The organism is Arthrobacter sp. Bz4, assembly GCF_003075455.1.
In the GTDB taxonomy this organism is placed as follows: domain Bacteria; phylum Actinomycetota; class Actinomycetes; order Actinomycetales; family Micrococcaceae; genus Arthrobacter_D.
Genome location: NZ_QDAE01000005.1, coordinates 82,021 through 101,614, shown reverse-complemented (window position 1 = coordinate 101,614; position 19,594 = coordinate 82,021). Strand labels below are relative to the sequence as shown.

Annotated in this window: 19 protein-coding genes; 14 read left to right on the top strand and 5 right to left on the bottom strand. The window is 60.4% G+C overall.

Annotation, left to right across the window (positions count from 1 at the left end):
- Positions 1–57: 57 nt before the first annotated feature.
- Genes coaA through mscL form a run of 3 tightly spaced genes read left to right on the top strand, consistent with a single transcriptional unit; the run spans position 58 to position 2,314 of the window.
- Positions 58–1,041: a type I pantothenate kinase gene (gene coaA, locus DDA93_RS06155; RefSeq protein ID WP_024476819.1), complete on the top strand. Its 984-nt coding sequence runs from the start codon at positions 58–60 to the stop codon at positions 1,039–1,041.
- Positions 1,042–1,045: 4 nt separating this feature from the next.
- Positions 1,046–1,903 (top strand): M15 family metallopeptidase, encoded by an 858-nt coding sequence (locus DDA93_RS06150; protein ID WP_116778302.1) that lies wholly within the window; start codon positions 1,046–1,048, stop codon positions 1,901–1,903.
- A gap of 18 nt (positions 1,904–1,921) precedes the next feature.
- Positions 1,922–2,314, top strand: a complete 393-nt coding sequence (gene mscL, locus DDA93_RS06145; protein WP_024476817.1) for a large conductance mechanosensitive channel protein MscL — start codon at positions 1,922–1,924, stop codon at positions 2,312–2,314.
- Here the strand turns inward: mscL and glmM are convergent.
- From glmM to rplM, 3 genes are all read right to left on the bottom strand, one after another.
- Positions 2,311–3,663, bottom strand: a complete 1,353-nt coding sequence (gene glmM, locus DDA93_RS06140) for a phosphoglucosamine mutase (protein WP_024476816.1) — start codon at positions 3,661–3,663, stop codon at positions 2,311–2,313. The genes mscL and glmM overlap by 4 nt on opposite strands.
- Before the next feature lie 130 nt (positions 3,664–3,793).
- Positions 3,794–4,291 (bottom strand): 30S ribosomal protein S9, encoded by a 498-nt coding sequence (rpsI, locus tag DDA93_RS06135; protein ID WP_019481539.1) that lies wholly within the window; start codon positions 4,289–4,291, stop codon positions 3,794–3,796.
- 41 nt (positions 4,292–4,332) lie between these two features.
- On the bottom strand, positions 4,333–4,776 hold the full coding sequence (gene rplM / locus DDA93_RS06130; protein ID WP_019481538.1) for a 50S ribosomal protein L13: 444 nt from the start codon (positions 4,774–4,776) through the stop codon (positions 4,333–4,335).
- A gap of 518 nt (positions 4,777–5,294) precedes the next feature.
- Here rplM and DDA93_RS06125 point away from each other — a divergent pair.
- The 10 genes from DDA93_RS06125 to DDA93_RS06080 all read left to right on the top strand — a co-directional run bounded on the left by DDA93_RS06125 (position 5,295) and on the right by DDA93_RS06080 (position 15,174).
- Positions 5,295–6,263: a siderophore ABC transporter substrate-binding protein gene (locus DDA93_RS06125; protein WP_024476814.1), complete on the top strand. Its 969-nt coding sequence runs from the start codon at positions 5,295–5,297 to the stop codon at positions 6,261–6,263.
- Positions 6,264–6,367: 104 nt separating this feature from the next.
- Entirely contained in the window at positions 6,368–7,297 is a 930-nt protein-coding gene (locus tag DDA93_RS06120) for an iron chelate uptake ABC transporter family permease subunit (RefSeq protein WP_207771316.1), read from the top strand.
- Positions 7,287–8,288, top strand: a complete 1,002-nt coding sequence (locus DDA93_RS06115) for an iron chelate uptake ABC transporter family permease subunit (protein WP_243400537.1) — start codon at positions 7,287–7,289, stop codon at positions 8,286–8,288. Before DDA93_RS06120 ends, DDA93_RS06115 begins: the two co-directional genes overlap by 11 nt.
- Entirely contained in the window at positions 8,285–9,043 is a 759-nt protein-coding gene (locus DDA93_RS06110; protein ID WP_116778299.1) for an ATP-binding cassette domain-containing protein, read from the top strand. The genes DDA93_RS06115 and DDA93_RS06110 overlap by 4 nt, the downstream gene beginning before the upstream one ends.
- Positions 9,044–9,169: 126 nt before the next feature.
- Positions 9,170–9,901, top strand: coding sequence for a hypothetical protein (locus DDA93_RS06105; protein WP_116778298.1), 732 nt, complete (start codon positions 9,170–9,172; stop codon positions 9,899–9,901).
- A gap of 10 nt (positions 9,902–9,911) precedes the next feature.
- Entirely contained in the window at positions 9,912–10,649 is a 738-nt protein-coding gene (locus tag DDA93_RS06100; protein ID WP_116778297.1) for an RcpC/CpaB family pilus assembly protein, read from the top strand.
- Complete coding sequence (locus DDA93_RS06095; RefSeq protein WP_116778296.1) at positions 10,646–11,854, top strand: AAA family ATPase; 1,209 nt, start codon at positions 10,646–10,648, stop codon at positions 11,852–11,854. The genes DDA93_RS06100 and DDA93_RS06095 overlap by 4 nt, the downstream gene beginning before the upstream one ends.
- The gene (locus DDA93_RS06090) at positions 11,851–13,320 is read left to right on the top strand and encodes an ATPase, T2SS/T4P/T4SS family (RefSeq protein ID WP_116778295.1); all 1,470 of its coding nucleotides are present in this window, start codon (positions 11,851–11,853) and stop codon (positions 13,318–13,320) included. The genes DDA93_RS06095 and DDA93_RS06090 overlap by 4 nt, the downstream gene beginning before the upstream one ends.
- The gene (locus DDA93_RS06085; protein ID WP_116778294.1) at positions 13,317–14,270 is read left to right on the top strand and encodes a type II secretion system F family protein; all 954 of its coding nucleotides are present in this window, start codon (positions 13,317–13,319) and stop codon (positions 14,268–14,270) included. Before DDA93_RS06090 ends, DDA93_RS06085 begins: the two co-directional genes overlap by 4 nt.
- A gap of 25 nt (positions 14,271–14,295) precedes the next feature.
- Positions 14,296–15,174 carry a type II secretion system F family protein gene (locus DDA93_RS06080; RefSeq protein ID WP_116778293.1) on the top strand — a complete coding sequence of 293 codons (879 nt, stop codon included), beginning with the start codon at positions 14,296–14,298 and terminating at the stop codon, positions 15,172–15,174.
- A 44-nt stretch (positions 15,175–15,218) separates the two neighbouring features.
- Here the strand turns inward: DDA93_RS06080 and DDA93_RS06075 are convergent, their stop codons facing one another.
- Complete coding sequence (locus tag DDA93_RS06075) at positions 15,219–18,059, bottom strand: EAL domain-containing protein (RefSeq protein ID WP_165802584.1); 2,841 nt, start codon at positions 18,057–18,059, stop codon at positions 15,219–15,221.
- 187 nt (positions 18,060–18,246) lie between these two features.
- Between DDA93_RS06075 and DDA93_RS06070 the strand changes: the two genes are divergently transcribed.
- Entirely contained in the window at positions 18,247–18,654 is a 408-nt protein-coding gene (locus DDA93_RS06070) for an Hpt domain-containing protein (protein ID WP_116778291.1), read from the top strand.
- Between the two features lie 20 nt (positions 18,655–18,674).
- On the opposite strand, the gene DDA93_RS06065 is transcribed toward DDA93_RS06070, so the two are convergent.
- Entirely contained in the window at positions 18,675–19,427 is a 753-nt protein-coding gene (locus DDA93_RS06065; RefSeq protein WP_024475606.1) for a response regulator transcription factor, read from the bottom strand.
- Positions 19,428–19,594 lie beyond the last annotated feature (167 nt).

The following is a 19,594-nucleotide window of genomic DNA, read 5'->3' as shown; positions in this document are numbered from 1 at the left end:
AGGAGCGGCCCGCCTGGGTGAGGTTCGCATCTGAGGCCGCCAGCAGGCACAATTCAGATGGTGAATGAGACAAATCCCGGGGTGACCCCGGGCAATGGTGCGGAGAGCAACTTCACACCCTTCGTTGAGTTGGACCGTCAGACCTGGGCGCGGCTCTCCAACGAGATCAGCTCCCCCCTCGGCCTTGAGGACATTCTTCGGCTGCGGGGGCTGGGCGATGAGCTCAACCTCGATGAGGTGCGTGAGGTCTACCTTCCCCTGTCGCGGCTCCTGTCCCTCTACGTGGCGGCCGCAGGTGAGCTGCACGCCGCCACTACGACATTCCTGGGCGAGCAACGCACCCGCACCCCCTTCGTTATCGGGGTCGCCGGTTCGGTGGCCGTCGGAAAGTCGACGACGGCCCGGGTGCTGCGCGAGCTGTTGAGCCGCTGGCCGGACACCCCCAACGTGGAGCTGGTCACCACCGATGGGTTCCTGTACCCCAATGATGAGCTGGAACGCCGCGGCCTGATGCAGCGCAAGGGCTTCCCTGAATCCTATGATCGACGACGCCTGCTCAGGTTCGTCAGCGAGGTCAAGAGCGGAGCCGATGAGGTGCGCGCCCCGTGGTACTCCCACCTGACCTACAACATCGTGCCCGACCGTGAAGTGGTGGTGAGGCGTCCCGACGTGCTCATTGTGGAGGGCCTCAATGTGCTGGCGCCCGCCAGGACCCGTGCCGATGGGCGGTCCGGGCTGGCTTTGAGTGACTTCTTCGATTTCTCCATCTATGTCGATGCCAAGACCTCCTACATTGAGCAGTGGTACGTCCAACGGTTCCAGTCACTGCGCTCGGGTGCGTTCGCCAACCCCCAGTCCTATTTCCACCGGTATGCGTCGTTGACCGACGACGAGTCCCGCGAGACAGCGCTCGGCATCTGGAAGCGGATCAACGAGCCCAACCTGATGGCCAATGTGCTGCCAACCCGGGGCCGGGCGCAGCTGGTGCTGACCAAGGAAGCCGATCATTCGGTGCGGCGGATGTTGCTGCGGAAGACCTGACCGGATGCGTCGACGGCCCCCGCGTCGGTTGCTGGTGACGGCAGCGATCCTGGCTGCCGCCGTCACCGGCTGCGGCACACCCGCCCCGGGCCCGACGGCATCGGACATCCCGAGCTTTGCCGTCGGCCAGATCCCCGCGCCCGCTCAACGGTCGCCGTCGTCAGCTGCGGCTCCCGCTGCCGGCTCGGTCCCTGCCCCTGCCGGCTCAGCGGCGGCCGGCTCTGCATCGGGAGACTCTGTTTCGGGAGACTCTGTATCGGGAGACTACGCCGATCCCTCGGCCGCCACCGTCGTCGTCAACAAACGGCGGCCGCTCGCCCCGATCGACTACACCCCGGCGGACCTCGTCCTTCCCAAGGTGCCCCTCGCGACGGATCGCGTCAATGCAACCCTGCGCCCTGATGCGGCCGAGGCTGTGGAGGAGATGTTCGCCGCAGCCGCCGACGACGACGTCTGGCTCACCCTGGTCAGCGGCTACCGCTCCTACCCCGTCCAGGCCGCTACCTACGACTACTGGGTGAGTCGCAACGGCAGCCCCGAGGACGCGGACAACTACTCCGCCCGGCCCGGCTTCTCCGAACACCAGACCGGGCTGGCCTTCGACATCGGGCAGGACGACGGCGCCTGTACCCTCCGATCCTGTTTTGCGGAGACAGCCGCTGCGGCCTGGGCCGCGGACAACGCCCACAGGTTTGGCCTCATCCTGCGGTACCCAGAGGGCCGCCAGGACACCACGGGGTTCCTCGCCGAGTCGTGGCACTACCGGTTTGTCGGGGTTGAGACCTCGGGCGCCATGCGGGACAACGGAGTGCAGACCCTCGAGGAGCACTTCGGGCTGCCCGATGCGCCCGACTACGGCTAGCGATGCTATCCTTAGCGGATGCTCAACGGATTCCAGAAATTCATCATGAAGGGCAACGTCGTCGACCTCGCCGTCGCCGTGGTGCTCGGCACGGCCTTCGGCGCCGTCGTTACAGCTCTTGTCGATTCGGTTCTCATGCCACTGATCTCGGCTTTGGTGGGCTCACCGAACTTCGACGACTTCGCTAAGGTCACCATCAATGGCAACGACATCCTGTTTGGGGTACTCCTCACGGCGATCGTCAACTTCCTCCTGATCGCGGCCGCCGTCTACTTCGTGATCGTGCTGCCGATGAACAAGATGATCGAACGCCGCAATCGAAGCCTTGGCATTGTGGAGGAAGGGCCCGCTGTGGACCCCCAGGTCGCCCTGCTGACCGAGATCCGGGACAGCCTGGCCAACCGGTCCTAGGCGGAAGCCAGAGCCAACCGGAGCGACACAGTCTCAGCGAGGCGGTCGGCGGTCAGCTGGGCGGTCGCCATGTCGGCAGCCTCCACCATGACCCGCACCACCGGTTCGGTGCCGGAGGGCCGCAGGAGCACCCGGCCGGTCTCCCCCAACGCGTCCTGCGCTTCGAGGACTGCCTGCTGGACATGCTCGTTCGTGGTTACGGCGGCCTTGTCGACGCCCTTGACGTTGATGAGCACCTGAGGGAGCTTGTTCATGATCTGGGACAGCTCCTTGAGCGTCCGTCCGGTCCGCGCCACCTGCGCCGCCAGTTGCAGGCCGGTCAGAACGCCGTCCCCGGTGGTGGCGTACTCTGCGAAAATGACGTGCCCCGACTGCTCGCCGCCGAGGCTGTAGCCGCCGTCGCGCATTCCCTCGAGCACGTACCGGTCGCCCACCCCCGTCTCCCGCAGGCTGATGCCTGCCTCGCGGAGAGCGAGCTTCAGCCCGAGGTTGCTCATCACCGTGGCAACCAGGGTGCTGTCCTTCAGGGTTCCAGCAGCGTTCATCGCCACGGCCATGATCGCCATGATCTGGTCGCCGTCGACGATGTTTCCTTCATGGTCGACGGCGAGACACCGGTCGGCGTCGCCGTCGTGGGCGATTCCCAGGTCAGCTCCATGCTCGAGCACAGCGGCCTGGAGGGGTCCGAGGTGGGTAGACCCGTACCCGTCGTTGATGTTGATCCCGTCGGGGTCAGCTCCGATGACAACGATCTCGGCGCCCGCGTCAGCGAAAACCTGGGGTGAGCAGCCGCTGGCGGCTCCGTGGGCGCAGTCCAACACCACCTTGACTCCCTCCAGCCGATTGGGGAGGGTCTGCAGGAGGTGGACCACGTAGCGGTCCTCGGCGTCTGCGAAGCGTTGGATCCGGCCGACATCTCCTCCGGTGGGCCGGAGGGCTGGACGGGTCAGTTCCAGCTCGATCGCGTCCTCGATCGTGTCATCAAGCTTCTTGCCCCCGCGTGCGAGAAACTTGATGCCATTGTCAGGTGCGGCGTTGTGGGAGGCGGAGATCATGACGCCGAAGTCGACGTCCAGGTCCGCCACCAGGAAAGCCGCGGCGGGCGTGGGGAGAATTCCGGCGTCGAACACGTCAACCCCAGCTCCGGCCAGGCCGGCTTCGACTGCCGCAGCAATGAAGTCACCGCTGATCCGCGGGTCGCGTGCGATCACCGCGGTGGGCCGTCTGCCGTTGGTGAAGCGGTGGCCGAGTACCACTGCCGCCGCCTGGGCCAGCTGCATTGCCAGCTCCGGCGTGATCAGTTCATTTGCCAGTCCACGGACACCGTCGGTCCCAAATAATCTACTCATCGATGTACATCCTAATTCAGGGGGAATAGATCCCGATCTTAAACACCCAACGCCCATCCGGAACCCGGATGCGTTGGGAAGCACACAGAACCGGACACCCTTGACGATGCGGGCCGGTCCACGCGGTGCTCTAGCGCTTCGAGTACTGAGGTGCCTTGCGAGCCTTCTTGAGACCAGCCTTCTTACGCTCGATCACTCGTGCGTCGCGGGTCAGGAAGCCGGCCTTCTTGAGGATGGCACGGTTGTTCTCGCGGTCGATCTCGTTCAGGGAACGGGCGACGCCGAGGCGCAGCGCACCGGCCTGGCCGGATGGGCCACCACCGTGGATGCGGGCGACGACGTCGTAGGAGCCCAGGAGGTCAAGGATCTTGAACGGATCGTTGACTTCCTGCTGGTGCAGCTTGTTGGGGAAGTAATCGGCCAGTTCGCGGCCGTTGACAATCCACTTGCCGGTACCCGGTACGAGCCGGACCCGTGCGACGGCTTCCTTGCGACGGCCAACGGCTCCGCCGCCAACAGTCAGTGCGGGACGTTCCTTGGCTACAGCCTCGGTGGTCTCGCCGGATTCTGAGGTGTAGCTCGTGAGCTCCTCAGTTGGTTCATTCAGCTCTTCAGTGTTCTGAGCCACGGTTCTCCTTGAATTAATTTCTTAGTGTGTGGTGGCCAGGACTACTGGGCGACCTGGGTAATTTCGAAGGTCTTCGGCTGCTGGGCAGCGTGTGGGTGCTCAGCACCGCGGTAGACCTTCAGTTTCCCGATCTGCTGGGCAGCCAGGGAAGTCTTGGGAAGCATGCCTCGGATAGCCTTCTCCACAGCGCGGACTGGATTCTGTTCCAGCAGCTCTGCGTAGTTGACCGACGAGAGGCCACCCGGGAAACCGGAGTGGCGGTATGCACGCTTCTGCTCGAGCTTGGCGCCGGTGAGGGCTACCTTCTCGGCGTTGATGATGATGACGAAATCGCCCATATCCATATGGGGTGCAAAGGTCGGCTTGTGCTTTCCGCGCAGCAGTGTTGCGGTCTGGCTGGCAAGTCGGCCTAGGACAACGTCGGTGGCGTCAATGACGTGCCACTGGCGGTTGATATCGCCTGGCTTCGGGGTGTACGTACGCACGGTTTTTGCCTTCGTTTCTTGTTCGGTGACGCCTCCACGCCGGGAAGATTAATTCCCACGCGAAAGCTCAGCTTATGCATGCGCTACCGGAACTTCAGGTGAGGGCTGAAAGCCAGTGATCCCGGTTATCTCGGCCATCCCCGCGGGCCAGGTGACTCTGCAACCGAGTCGCCACGCGGGCATGGACGTATCGAGGAGGGATACGCACAACGACTACCCAGATTAGCGCGAAGCTGTGCCCCAGGTCAAAGCGAGCTCTGGGTCGACCGTCCTCGTCGGCGGGAGTTGCCCTGTCGGCCCAGAAACGGCCCCCCGGTCAACGTTGGCCGGTTGCTCTCGGCAGCTCTTGGCCTCAGGGCCGTTTCTACGACTGGGGACCCTCACAGCGGGCGGATTCGACGGCCAGCAGCCGAGAATCCGGGGATTTTGCCGAAAGCTGAAACTTAAGGTTAGGTTAGCCTTTCCTAATTGTTCCGGCAGGAAGTGCCGTAAACAGACATGTTGATTGGAGTTTCCAGGTGAAGCACATCATGGGCCGGACCGTTGCCCTTTCCGCGGCCGTCGTAACGACGGCGCTCGTCCTCGCGGGGTGCGGGACCGCAGCCAGCAGCACTGACGCGACCAGTGAAACGTCGGAGTCGGCTGCCACTGAGCTCACGGTTGAACATGCCCAGGGTGAGACGGTCCTGGAGGGCGTTCCCGAAACCGTTGTCACCTTCGACATGGCTTCGCTCGACACACTGGATACCCTTGGTGTGCCTGTCGCCGGACTCCCGCAGGATAACCTGCCGGACTACCTCGAGAAGTACTCCGGCGCTGACTACCAGAATATGGGAACCCTCTTCGAGCCGGACTATGAGGCGGTCAATGCTGCCGAACCGGACCTCATTATCGTCGCCAACCGGTCCTCCGAGGCGTACGCCGAGCTGAGCAAGATCGCCCCGACCATCGACCTGACCCTGGACTGGGAAGACTATCTCGGAAGCTTCACCCAGAACGTGGAAACGCTCGGTGAGGTCTTCGACAAGACGGCCGAGACGGATGCCGCACTGGAAGAGGTCTCGTCGAAGATCGGTGAGGCCCAGTCCGTGGCAGGGGAGGCTGGAACCGGTCTGATCGTCATGACGAGCGCCGGGGAAATTACCGCCTATGGACCGGGGTCCCGGTTCGGCTGGCTGCATGACGAGCTTGGCCTGGAACCAGCTGTTGCCGACGTCGAGGCGGAAACCCACGGCGATCCGGTATCAAACGAATTTCTGCTCGAAACCAACCCTGACTGGCTCTTCGTCATCGACCGTGACGCAGCGGTCGGCGAGTCCGGTAGTGCCAACGCCCGGGAAGTCCTCGACAACGAGGTAGTTGCCGAGAGCACCGCGTGGAGTGAGGACCAAGTGGTGTATCTGGACCCTGTGCCCTGGTACATCGTCATGAGCGGTCTCACCGCGGTGAACGACATGGTTGATTCCGTCATCGACGGGCTGTCGTAATCGGCCCTCAAGCCCTGCGCACCACTAGCATCGACCCGGCCACTCCCCCGGTCCGTCGCCGTGGACCAGCGCCACTACTGTTACCCCTTGCCGGGGTGGCCGTCGTGGCGCTGGCGATCGGCAGCACCTTCATCGGCGTCAGCGACGTCACCCCGGCGAGCCTGCTACGGGGCGGCGCCGATAGTGAGGCAGCATTCCTGCTCCTCGCCAGCCGGGTGCCACGGACCATCGCACTGGTTCTGACCGGCATTTCCCTATCGGTGGTCGGTCTCATCATGCAGATGCTGGTGCGCAACAAGTTCGTCGAGCCCAGCACCACCGGCACTGCCGAATCAGCTGCCCTGGGATTGCTGGTCGCAACAGTCTTCCTGCCAGAGGTTTCCCTGATGGGGAAAATGCTGGTGGCCGCGCTGTTCGCCCTTGCCGGAACATCCCTTTTCCTGTTGATCCTGCGGCGCATTCCGGTCCGGTCGATCGTGCTGGTCCCTCTTGTCGGCATCATGCTGGGCGGGATCATCGGTGCGGTGACCACCTTCTACGCCTACCGCCTTGACCTGCTGCAGACCCTCGGCGTGTGGATGACCGGTGACTTTTCGGGAATCCTCAGGGGCCGGTACGAGCTCCTCTGGGTTGCCTTCGCCATGACTGTCATTGCCTACCTGGCAGCCAACCGATTCACCGTCGCGGGGTTGGGCCAGCAGTTCACCAACAACGCTGGACTCAACTACGGGCGCCTGCTGATCTTTGGTCTGGTGATCGTGTCGGTTGTCAGCGCCGTCGTCGTCGTGACGGCCGGCGTCATTCCTTTTCTGGGGCTGGTGGTACCCAACGTTGTGAGCCTGATGATGGGAGACAACGTCCGGAACTCGATGCCCTGGGTCGCGGTCCTGGGAGCCGGCTTCGTCCTCGTTTGCGACATGATCGGCCGTCTGGTGCGTTTCCCCTACGAGATACCGCTGGGCGTTGTCGTCGGCGTGGTGGGAGCTGCGATCTTCCTTTTCCTGCTCTTGAGGAGTCCCGGCCGTGCCCACTGAATTGATAGCTTCGCCTCCGGGAGCGCGCCGGAGTTGGCGGCCCGATCGACCAACAGCAGTGCTCGCCGTCCTGGGTCTGCTGGCTCTCGGGTGCATCGTCTGCTTCCTCACCGTGGGAATCGTTGGCAGCTGGGATTTTGCAGTGCCGTTCCGCGCGCGAAAAGTCGTAGCCATGACGCTCGTGGCCATTGCCGTCGGCGTCTCAACAGTCCTCTTCCAGACCGTCACCAACAACCGGATCTTGACCCCATCCATCATGGGCTTCGATGCGTTGTATGTGCTGATCCAGACGGTGATTGTCTTCAGCTTCGGTGCCCTGACCCTCGCGACAGTCGATGACCGGCTGAAGTGGGTTCTCGAGGTGGGCGCGATGGTCCTGTTCTCTACCCTCCTCTTTCGCTGGCTGTTCTTCGGGGCACGCCGCAGCCTGCATCTGATGATCCTGGTGGGGATCATCCTAGGGGTGCTCTTTCGGAGCATCTCCGGATTCATCCAGCGGATGCTCGACCCAGCGGCGTTCGCCGTGCTGCAGGACTCATTTTTCGCAAGCTTCAACGCGGTGAACGAGGACCTCATTGTCATCTCGGCGGTAGCGGTTCTGATCTGTCTGGTGGTCGGAGCGCGGCTGCTCCCAGTCTTCGACGTCCTGGCACTGGGCGAGAACCACTCAATAGGTTTGGGCGTCAACCACCGACGAACCGTGATGACCGTGTTGGTCCTCATTGCGGTCCTGGTTTCGGTGTCCACCGCGTTGGTCGGGCCGATTACCTTCTTCGGGCTGATCGTCGCCAACCTCGCGTATGCCCTCACCGGAACCAGCCGGCACCGCGTGGTGCTGCCCGGGACGGTCCTGCTGGGCATCATCGCTCTTGTTGGTGGTCAGCTCATTCTCGAGCAGGTCTTCGGCTTCAATACGGCGCTGGGCATCATCATCGAGTTTGCTGGCGGAATCTTGTTCGTCATTCTCCTGATCAGAAAGGGACCCCGATGATCACGTTACGAGGGGTAACAAAAAGCTACGGCTCGCAGGCAGTGGTCGACGGCGTCGATCTGGACCTCGGCCGGATTGGGGTCACGTCAATCATTGGCCCCAACGGCGCCGGCAAGTCGACGCTGCTCTCGATCGTTGGACGACTGTTGTCGATGGATCACGGCACCGTCGACATTGATGGGCTGGACATCACGACGACGTCGGGCAGGGTCCTGGCGAAAAAGATTGCCATGCTGCATCAGGACAACCACCTCACTGCACGCCTGACAGTGGGCGAACTCGTGGCTTTCGGACGCTACCCCCACTCCCGGGGGCGCCTCACCAATGATGACAAGAAACGGATTGACGAGGCCCTGCGCTACCTCGATCTGACGGAACTTCAGTTTCGCTTCCTGGACGAGTTGTCGGGTGGGCAGCGACAACGGGCGTTCATCGCGATGGTGCTGGCGCAGGACACCGACTATGTCCTTCTCGATGAACCGCTGAACAACCTGGATCTACGGCATGCGGTGGAAATCATGCGCCTGCTGCGCCGGGCCGCCGATGACCTGGGCAAGCGGGTGGTGCTGGTCATGCACGACATCAATTTCGCCTCGGTCTATTCGGACGAGATCATCGCCGTGGCTGGCGGAAGGATCATTCACCAGGGCCCGGTTGAGACCATCATGCGGCCCGAGGTGCTTTCTGCCATCTATGAGACTCCAATCGATGTTCAGAGCATCGATGGGAAATTGATCAGTTTGCATTACACCTGATCTGAGCCACCGACCCTCCAGATCAGCGAGATGCTGCCAAGTTCCCGCAGGGTTAGGACCGGAATCACAGCCTCTGCGCAGGGTTTACGCAGGATAAGAAAAGCACCCGTATTCAACGAGTTGCTAATGCTACTTTCTATCCAGCGGCGGTTCTCATCCGGCGTACCGAACGCCAACGACGAATTGTCCAGTGCAACTGTAGATCTAGCCGTTGCAAATTCGGTCACCGTTCGAACCACCACCCTGACGTCCGACGGTGACTCAGCCGTCCAGTTCTGGTTTGCACCCATTTTGGGTATCGATTCCTCCGAAGTTTCCGCCACCGCGCGAGCTTCGTGGGGCAGCCCTTCAAAAGCGACAGTCTTTCCCTTCACTGCCCCAAAATGTCTCTTCGACCAAACGCCGTCCGAGCAGGAAACCTGGATAACCGTCGACTCCACCTGCACGGACACGGCCGGAAATACCCTCCCCGGCGCGTTCGGTTGGCTAGAAGAGACCGAGAAAAAAAGCTGCAGCGCTACGGTCGATGTTGACGAAATCATTCCTGGTCAACCTGGTAAATCTGCTCCCCACAACTGTGACATCTCCGGAAAAACGATTCTATTGCCGGTCTACGTCGACAAATCAGGCAATGGTAGCAATGTCGAGTATGTGATTGACGGGTTCGCCGCATTTCACGTCACCAATCACAACTGGCCGAGTTCCAGTCCACAGGTAAATGAACCGGGCTGCAGTAATTGTGCAGGAATTAAAGGAAAGTTCATTACCCTAGTGTCTCTCGAGGACCTGGAATCGTTTGGCGTAGAAGAACTTGGCGGCGAAGAGTTGAACGCCTTCTTCGTAACGCTGAGCCAGTAGGAGATACATAGTGAAGAGCCGAATCATTGGGGCGATCGCAGCTGTCCTGTTGGCCATAGTGGGTACCGTCCTGCTCGTGCAATACGTCAGTTCCGCCGAACAGCGTGCCCTTGCGGGCACAGAGACCCAGACGGTATTGGTGGTCCGCGACGGGCTGACCATTCCAGAGGGGACGGTCGCCGAGAATCTGGTCGATTTCGTCTCGGAGGAAGAAGTACCCACCAAGGTCGTTCCGACTGACGCTATAACCAATCTGAATGAAGTAGCCGGGCAGGTGACCAGCGTAGAGCTAGTTTCCGGTGAGCAAGTGATAGGCACCAGGTTCGTTGACCCGGCGGAGCTGGAAGATGAAAATACAGTTGAAGTGCCAGAAGGAATGCAAGAGCTCACTATTCTTCTGGAGCCTCAGCGAGTGGTAGGCGGACAACTGGAGCCAGGCGACACTGTTGGAGTTTTCATTTCATTGGCCCCCGAGGTCGGCGTAGAGCTTCCTGTTACCCATCTGACTTTGCATAAGGTTCTGATTACAAGCATTCAAGGCCTCGCTGAGCCAACTGAAGAGACAAACGCGCCGTCGTCTAACCCACTACCGCAGGGCAGCGTCCTCGTGACGTTGGCCCGGACCGCACCGGATGCCGAGAAAATTATCTACGGTCAAGAATTTGGGACGATCTGGCTCTCCAAAGAACCTGCCGGAGCAATTGAGGACGGCACTCGCCCCGTTACAAAAGACGAGATTTACGAATGAGTCGCTACGCGATCGTGACCACAGCGCCTGACTTCCAACAGAGGCTTCAGGACGCCGCGTCTGGCGCCCTCGAGGGCGAAATTCATGCCTGGCTTGGTTCCAGTTTTCCATCCGGCGCTCAGGAACTGGTCGACCAACTTCCTGACCCCCGCCTTCTCGATGTCCTAGTCCTCGGGCCTGGAGTAGCTCTCGACGACGCTCTGCTCCTCGCCGACGAGTTTGAAGTGCAGCATCCCGAGGTGAGTGTGCTGCTGGCTACAACACCCTCCCCCTCAGTCGTCCTGAGCGCCATGCGAGCCGGAATCCGGGACGTGGTAGAACCCGAAGCTGACGTCGCGGACCTGAGTGTGCTCCTTCATCGGGCAACGCGCAGTGCCGCGATCCGGCGCCGTGCCGCGAGCTTGTCTTCCGGTGAGACTAGTGGATCAGCCAACGGTCGAGTAATAGCCGTGGTGTCTCCCAAGGGCGGAGCCGGCAAAACTACAGTGGCGAGCAACCTTGCCGTGGGACTCGCTGCTAATGCACCCCATGCCACGGTCCTTGTCGACCTCGACCTGCAGTTTGGGGACGTCGCCAGCGCTCTGTCGATCAGTCCTGACCACTCGGTGACGGATGCCGTTCACGGGCCCGCCAGACGCGACACCATGGTGTTGAAGTCATTCCTGAGCGCTCATCCGACCGGGTTGTTCGCCCTCTGCGCCCCAGACCTACCCGACTCCGCCGATCAGGTATCCGGCGAAGACGTGTCTCATTTGCTGGATCAGCTTGCCAGCCAGTATCGCTTCGTGATTGTCGATACGTCGCCGGGCCTCTCAGACCACACGTTGGCGGCGCTGGATAAGGCGACCGACTACGTTTTCGTCAGCGGGATGGACGTTCCCAGCGTTCGGGGACTGAAGAAGGAACTTGATGTGCTGCGGGAGTTGGGACTGACACCGATTACCCGTCACATTGTGCTGAACAGCGCAGACCAGCGAGACGGATTAACCTTGGCCGATGTCGAGACCACTCTCGGAACCAAGGTGGACATTGTCATTCCTTCATCTCGCCCAGTCCGGATTTCAACGAATCAAGGATCTCCCCTTTTGCAGGGTAAGAAACGCGATCCCGCTTCAAAAGCCTTGCGAAAGCTACTCCTCCGATTCGCGCCGCCCGTTATCGTCAGCACGAAAGGCAAGGGACGTCATCGAGGTGGTAAGTCATGAACCTCGCTGAGCGTCTTGAGGCAGCCCGGCGACCAGCTGGACCGTCCGTGGTTCCCGCGCCAGAGCAGGACCGGCCGACACCTTCACGCCCCGCCGTGGAACCAGCAACGCCCACGAAGTCAGCTAGCCAACCTTCCCGGCAGAGCAAGCCATCCGCGCAGCAACCAGCCCCCGCTCGCGACGCACTCGCTAAGCTGAAAGACCGAGCGGGAAGCATTCTGTTCGAACGGCTAGGAAACAGACTGCTTGACTCTGCTCTAACCGAAGAACAACTCCATGCCTTGGTCCAAGAGGAACTCACTCAGGTAGTCGAGGAGGAAGAGGTTCCGCTCTCCAAGGAGGAACGGCAACGGCTCATCCGTGGGGTCAGCGATGATGTGCTGGGCTACGGTCCGCTGCAGCATCTGCTTGACGATGAGAACGTCACCGAGATCATGGTCAACGGACCGAACATGATCTACGTAGAACACAATGGAAAGCTGACCCGCAGCGGAGTGCGGTTTGCCTCGGAGGAACACCTCCGTAAGGTAATTGAACGCATCGTATCCCGGGTGGGACGCCGGATTGATGAATCGTCACCTCTGGTGGATGCACGTCTCGCCGATGGTTCCCGAGTCAACGCGGTGATTCCTCCCCTGGCCGTCAATGGATCGTCCCTGACCATCCGCAAGTTTGCTACAGATCCGTTTCAGGTTCACGACCTGATCGGCTTCGGGACTCTATCACCAGACATGGCTGAACTGCTTGACGCATGTGTCAAGGCACGACTTAACATCATCGTTTCGGGGGGCACCGGTACCGGCAAGACCACCCTTCTGAACGTCCTTTCATCATTCATCCCCGAAGGAGAACGAATCGTCACGATTGAGGATGCGGTTGAGTTGCAACTGCAACAGGACCACGTGGTGCGTTTGGAGAGCAGACCCACCAACATTGAGGGCAAGGGCGAAATAACTATCCGCGATCTGGTCCGCAACTCATTGAGAATGCGCCCGGATCGTATTGTGGTGGGCGAGGTCCGAGGCGGCGAAACGCTGGACATGCTCCAGGCGATGAACACCGGTCATGATGGCTCACTGTCGACCGTGCACTCCAACTCCCCCCGTGATGCGATTGCCCGACTGGAAACACTTGTCCTGATGGCGGGCATGGATCTGCCCCTGCGCGCGGTACGCGAACAGATTGCCGCTGCGGTCGATGTAATAGTTCAGCTGACCCGGTTGCGTGATGGGACAAGACGCGTGACTCATGTAACTGAAGTACAGGGGATGGAGGGTGAAATAGTGACTCTGCAGGATGCTTTCGTGTTTGACTACAGCGCTGGAGTCGATTCGAACGGCCGTTTCCTCGGCAAGCCGGTGGCGACCGGGGTCCGACCAAAGTTCACCGACAAGTTCCGGGATCTGGGAATCGAGCTCTCCCCAAGCGTATTTGGCTCACCCCTTAACGGCAGAGGCGACCGATGACTCCGGAGCCCCCAATCACACAACTTCTCCTCGGGATAATTGCGTGTTTCGCGGCTATCGCCTCAGCAATATTCCTTGTCATCATCCCCCGCAAACCACGAAATACCCTCAATCGCACCAGGACTACTGCCACGCCTTCATCGGTTCAGCTAACGCAACTGGCCTCGCTGACGACAGGTGTAGTAGACAGCCTCCTTAAGAGCCGTAATCTCATGGCAGGTATCGCGGGAAAGCTGGAAGACGCGGGATTGAAGTTACGCCCCGCCGACTTCGTGGTGCTCACAGGGGTGGGTGCTGTACTAGCCGCATGCGTCGGATTGATCCTTTCTGGTCCTTTCATCGGGATTATGTTCGCGGTCTCCGTGCCAGTTCTGGTCAAGGTTGGCCTCGGTTTACTCACGGCACGCCGTCGGAAACAGTTTGCTGATCAATTAGATGACACTCTGCAGCTCCTGGCTGGCGGACTGAGGGCAGGGCATAGCCTGCTGCGCGCAATAGATGCAGTCTCGGTTGATTCGGAGTCACCAACGACCGAGGAGTTCACCAGGATCATTAATGAAACCCGGTTGGGTCGGGACCTGGGCGAAGCCTTGGATGATGCAGCGCTGAGAATGCAGTCGGAGGACTTCTCTTGGGTAGCTCAAGCAATCGCAATCCACCGCGAAGTGGGAGGGAATCTTGCGACAGTTCTTGATCAGGTGGGGCAGACCATCAGGGAACGAAATCAGATCCGTCGTCAGGTCGAATCACTCAGCGCAGAGGGCAAGCTATCCGCGTACATTCTTATGGGACTTCCATTCGCAATGGCGGGGATCCTTATGGTGGTCAGCCCGGGCTACATGAATCCCCTTTTTCAGAACACAATCGGGTACTTCATCATGGGAGTCTCAGCCGTCCTCCTTCTAGTGGGCGGACTGTGGATGAAAAAAGTTGTCTCCTTCAAATTCTGAAGTCTGAACGAGGAAGAAGAACGGAATGCCACTCACCACTTGGCTCGGAATCATGGCGATCGCCGCAGCCCTACCGTTGCTCGGTTGGTCCCTCTTCGGTCAGCGCACACCCCATAAAAAAGCGATCCAAGAAAACCTACGTCGTGGAATCGCCGCAGAGGCCAAGGCAAAGAAACGGTCGAGCGGCCGGTTTGAGGAGATTGCAGGGAAGTTCACGCCCGATCGACTGGTAGCCACGCTCGACCGTCAGTTGGCCCTCGCGGGGCGCCCCCCGAAATGGCCCCTAAGACGTCTGGTAACCGCGAAAATCGCGCTCGGCACGGCTGCCGTTCTTCTAAGCTTCCTTTATGTTGGCAACATGCCCGGCCCCAAAAGTATGCTTCTGGCTGTCGCTCTGACCGCCGTTGCCTATTTCGTACCAGATCTTCTTGTCTACAGCAAAGGAACTGAACGTCAGGCTGCTATCGCCCTTGAGCTTCCTGACACGCTCGATCAAATGACCATCGCAGTTGAGGCTGGATTGGGATTCGATTCAGCTATGGCGCGAGCGGGACAAAACGGTAAGGGGCCTCTGGCCGCCGAACTGGTACGCACCCTTCAAGATATGCAGCTAGGTATGGGACGACGTGACGCGTATATGGCCCTACTGGCTAGAACTAAGGCGCCGGACCTTCGACGTTTTGTGAATGCGATAGTGCAAGCAGACCGTTACGGCATTTCAATCTCAAGCGTCCTCCGAGTTCAAGCGAGCGAAATGAGATTGAAGCGCAGACAACGTGCTGAGGAGAAGGCCATGCAGATCCCCGTCAAGGTACTGTTCCCGCTGATGGTCTGCATCCTGCCCGTGCTGTTTATGGTGCTACTCGGGCCCGCAGCAATAAACGTCTTTGAGACGGTTGGGTAAGTTGAGCCCAGCTTTGTCAGAATCGATCTGACTTGCCGTTATCCTTACTGCCCCTGGTGCGCAGCGAACCACGCGGGCACCTGGTCCGCCGGCAAAGCCGGCGACCACAGGTACCCTTGCGCAATGTGCACCTGCATCCGGGACAGCTCGTCCAGTTGCTCAGCGGTTTCCACTCCTTCAGCCACTACCCGTAGACCCAGAGCCTGCCCCATCGCGGCAATGGCTTCCACAATCGGGCCAGCGTGCACGTCGCTACCACCCAGACCGTCAATGAATGACCGGTCAATTTTCAATGATGTGACGGGAAAGCGTCTGAGATAACTCAATGAGGAGTAGCCAGTGCCAAAGTCATCAACCGCAATGCCAATCCCAAGGCTGCGGAGTTTGGTCAGCGTTTTTAGTGACTGGTCGGCGTCGCCCATCAGGACAGATTCGGTGATTTCCAGGATCACTGCCGACGGTTCAATCCCTGCCGTCCGAATGGCGGTGCCCACTGCTGAGTGAAGGCCTGCGTCCTGCAGTTGCCGCGCCGAAAGATTCACAGCCATCCGCCATTTTTCCGCACCGGGCAGGTTCGCCTTCCACCACTTCATCTGCTGGAGAGCCCGGTTGAGCACCCATAACCCGATCGGCACAATCTGACCGGTTTCTTCAGCGACCGGAATGAACGCATCAGGCCCAATCAGACCGTGCTCCGGGTGCTGCCATCTCACCAGGGCTTCAAATCCGACTGGTTTACCGTTCGCCACATCAATCACCGGTTGGTAGTGAACCTGCAATTGGTCGCGCTCGATGGCACGGGGCAGCTCCGTTTCGACGGCCAGCCGCAGCGCTGCTCGCCGGTGCATTGCCTCGTCGAAAACGATTGCTTTGTTCCTACCGCTCACCTTGGCCCGATACATCGCGGCATCGGAATTGTGCAGCAATGATTCCGGGGTGTCATCGGCCGAGGAGATGGCGATGCCGATACTGACATCCACGAACACTTCCCGGTCCAGGAGCTCGAACGGTATTTGCACTGCTGCGCGGATCCGGTGAGCCAGTCTTTTCGCGCTGTCCTCAGTCATGTCCGCGCAGACAATGACGAACTCATCGCCAGCAAAACGGGCCAGGGTGTCCTCTGGTCGAACAGCAGCCAGCAACCGGGACGACAGCTGGACCAGAAGGCTATCCCCTGCAGCGTGGCCCAGGCCGTCGTTGATGACCTTGAAACGGTCCACGTCGAGGAAGAGCACTCCAACGTGTGAGGCTCTCAGCGTGCACTCGGCCAGAGCCTCCTGAATGCTCTCCGTGAGCAGCGCCCGGTTCGCCAAGCCGGTCAGCGGATCCCGGAACGCAAGGCGTTCAAGCGCCTGTTCCCCCAGCTTTCGCTCCGTGATGTCCAGGGCTGTCCCCAGCATCTTGACCGGCCGGCCGTCGTCGTCCCGCTCAAGAATCGCCCGAGCGTAAACCCATCGCACGTCTCCGTCCGGGTCCCCCACACGGTAGGTGAAATCGACTGACGTGCCGTGGTCCATCAAGTCTTTCCACAGCAGGGCAATACGGTCGCGATCCTCCGGGTGCACCGCACTCAACAGTGGCCCACGCGAGCCCTCCGCCGTAACCGGGAGTCCATGGATCCTGCAATATTCATCAGACCGCCAGACCCGGTCGGCAAGGGCATCCCACTCCACGGACCCAACGTGGGCCATTTCCTGGGCAGCTGCCAGCCGGTCCCGCTCCAGTTCGGAAGCGGCGCGGAGCCTGTTGATCTCGGAGACATCACGGGCGACCGCCGATGAACCGACCAATTGTCCCTGCTCGTCGTACATCGGGGAGAGTGTGAGCGAAATGTCCAACAGGGATCCGTCTTTTCGCATCCCCCGAACCAGCTGGCCGATCACCGGCTCCCCCCGCCGAAGCTTGTCACGCAGCTCCTCATCCGGACCGGTACGTTCCTCGGGTGAGAGCATCAGTACGCTACGGCCAATCGCCTCCTCCGGCGAATAGCCGTAGATGCGTTCAGCTCCGGCATTCCAACTGGTGATAATCCCATCGAGGGTTGCACCGTTAATCGCATCGTTCGAAAATTCGACCAGACTCGACAGCCGACTCATCTCGGCCTGGGCACGATTCGATTCGGTCGTGTCCGTGGAGACATCGATTACCGCGATTACCTGCCCTGCTTTGTCATACAGCGGGGTGATTGTTGAGTAGACGGACAGACGGCGACCGTTTCTGTGTTTGGTCCAATGCTCGCCAGACCACGGCTTCCCCGACGATACCTGGGCAATAATCGCGGTCGCTCTGGAGCCATTGTCGAACAGGGCGAGATCCGCGAAGTGTCGGCCAACCGCATCCCCCGCGCTCCACCCCAGCATCTGGACCGAGGCGTCGTTCCAGTAGGTAATCCGCCCCTGTAAATCAATGGCGACAACTGATTGCCCGACGGCGTCGAGCAGCGATGCCTGGAAGGAGCTTTCCTGCTGCGCGACTCGCTGCGACGTGATGTCGATGTGGGTGACCACCAGACCGCCGCCGTCACTCTTGCAGATGCGCGTGCGAATCCAGCGTTCACCGCCCTGAGACGGGTACTCAAGCGCGAGGTTTTGATGGTCTCCGCTCAGGACAGCGTGGAGACCAGCTGAAACTTCAACAGCGGCGCTGTCACCCTGCGCTGCCGCCGCAACACATTCCCTCAGGTAGGAGACCCCGGCGACCGGAGCTGCGATCCCGGCGAAGGGCTGAGAGAAACGCTCCCATTCCCGATTCACGGCTGAGATCACCCCATCCGCATCGAGTAGCCCCACCGCAACCGGGAGCGCGTCAAGGGTTTCACGCAATCCTGCCCGCGGGCGCTGCGCGGGATTGCCGTCGGCCGGGACCGAGGGTCGGTACGTGGTCATCATCACAGCCTATGCCAACGATCGGCCGGGCCTACCATGAACGGACCATGCAAAGGAATAACGCAGCTTTTGCGCAGGGTAACCCAAACTATCGACCGAACTAAAGCCTGTCAAAGTACCCTCGGTAAATGATCCCTGCAAATTGCGCCGTGCTTAAAGCGGTGAGGACGGTTTACACGGTGGCGGAATGTACCGCACCAATCGCTCAGTGCTGCCCCTGATACTTTCTCCACAGGACCGTGTTCCCCTCATCGATCAAGACACCCTAATGGCCCTTGCAGATCAACTCGAAAACCCGTCGGCGGTCAAGGCATTTATCCTCGACTTCATCCATGTTTGGGATGAGAGGTTTATCCGGCTGGCGGACACCGTTTCCCGTCGTGACCACGCGGCCGCCATGGAAGCGGTGCTGAGCGTCCGGACTAGCTCAATGATGGTCGGGGCGGCGCGGCTTGCCAGCCTGGCGTCCGCCCTGGAAGAGTCAATCCAACTCAACGACCCGATCAAAGCCGCCGACATCCTTCCGATCGTGGAAGCGTGTGGCATTCAAACGATCCGCGAACTGGCTCTCTGCTCCGAATCTGTTCTCGGGTAAGACGAACTCTGGCCGCTGGATCAGGTCCGTTTCGGTGCCAACCTGTAGCCCACCCCGCGGACGGTCAACAGCCATCTTGGTTCGCGCGTATCCTCACCCAGCTTGCGGCGGAGGTTGCCCATATGGACCTCAACCGCCCGCTCGTCGGCATCACTGATATAGGCGTCGTCCCGGTAGTGGTGCCCCCTGACAACCCGGACCAGATTCGCTTTGGTACGGACTGATCCGCCGCTTCGAAGGAGATCGTGCAGCAAATCGAACTCGCTGCGTGTGAGGCTGAGTTTGTTTCCGCCCAACGTTGCGGTCCGCGTTTCGTGGTTGAGCGCCAGCCCATTGTGCAGCAGCACCCCCGGCTCGCCCTCATCGGGAGGAGGAGCGCTGCCCTCACCGGATGCATCGGGGTTCCGTGGCCTGCGGAGCATGGCGGCTATCCGGGCCCGGAGTTCCCGTGGGCGGAAAGGTTTGGTGATGAAATCATCGGCACCCGATTGCAGTGCGGTCAGGGTATCCAATTCGTCGGTTCTCGCCGTCAGCATCAGAACGTAGCAATTGCTTGACTGCCGGATCCTGCGGAGTACCTCGTACCCGTCAATATCCGGAAGTCCCACATCGAGGGTCACAATGGTCGCGTTATGTTTGCCGACCAGCTCGACACCTGCCCGGCCGGAGCCTGCCGAGTGAACCTCAAATCCAGATTGAGTGAGAACAGCATCAACCAGATTACGCACATCGGCATCGTCTTCGATGACCACTGCAACTCCGGGATCGCTCATATCATTCCCTATTCTCGGCTCGTCTGACCGCTAGGCCATTGGGCTGTAAAGGATACGTCCCCCCGCATTTCACAATACTTCCGTTCGGTCCCCCAGCATACTCTTTGCCGCGGAGCCTGCTTGGTTTCAATCCGGCGCCCGTATCGACTGAGTATCAATTTGCGAGA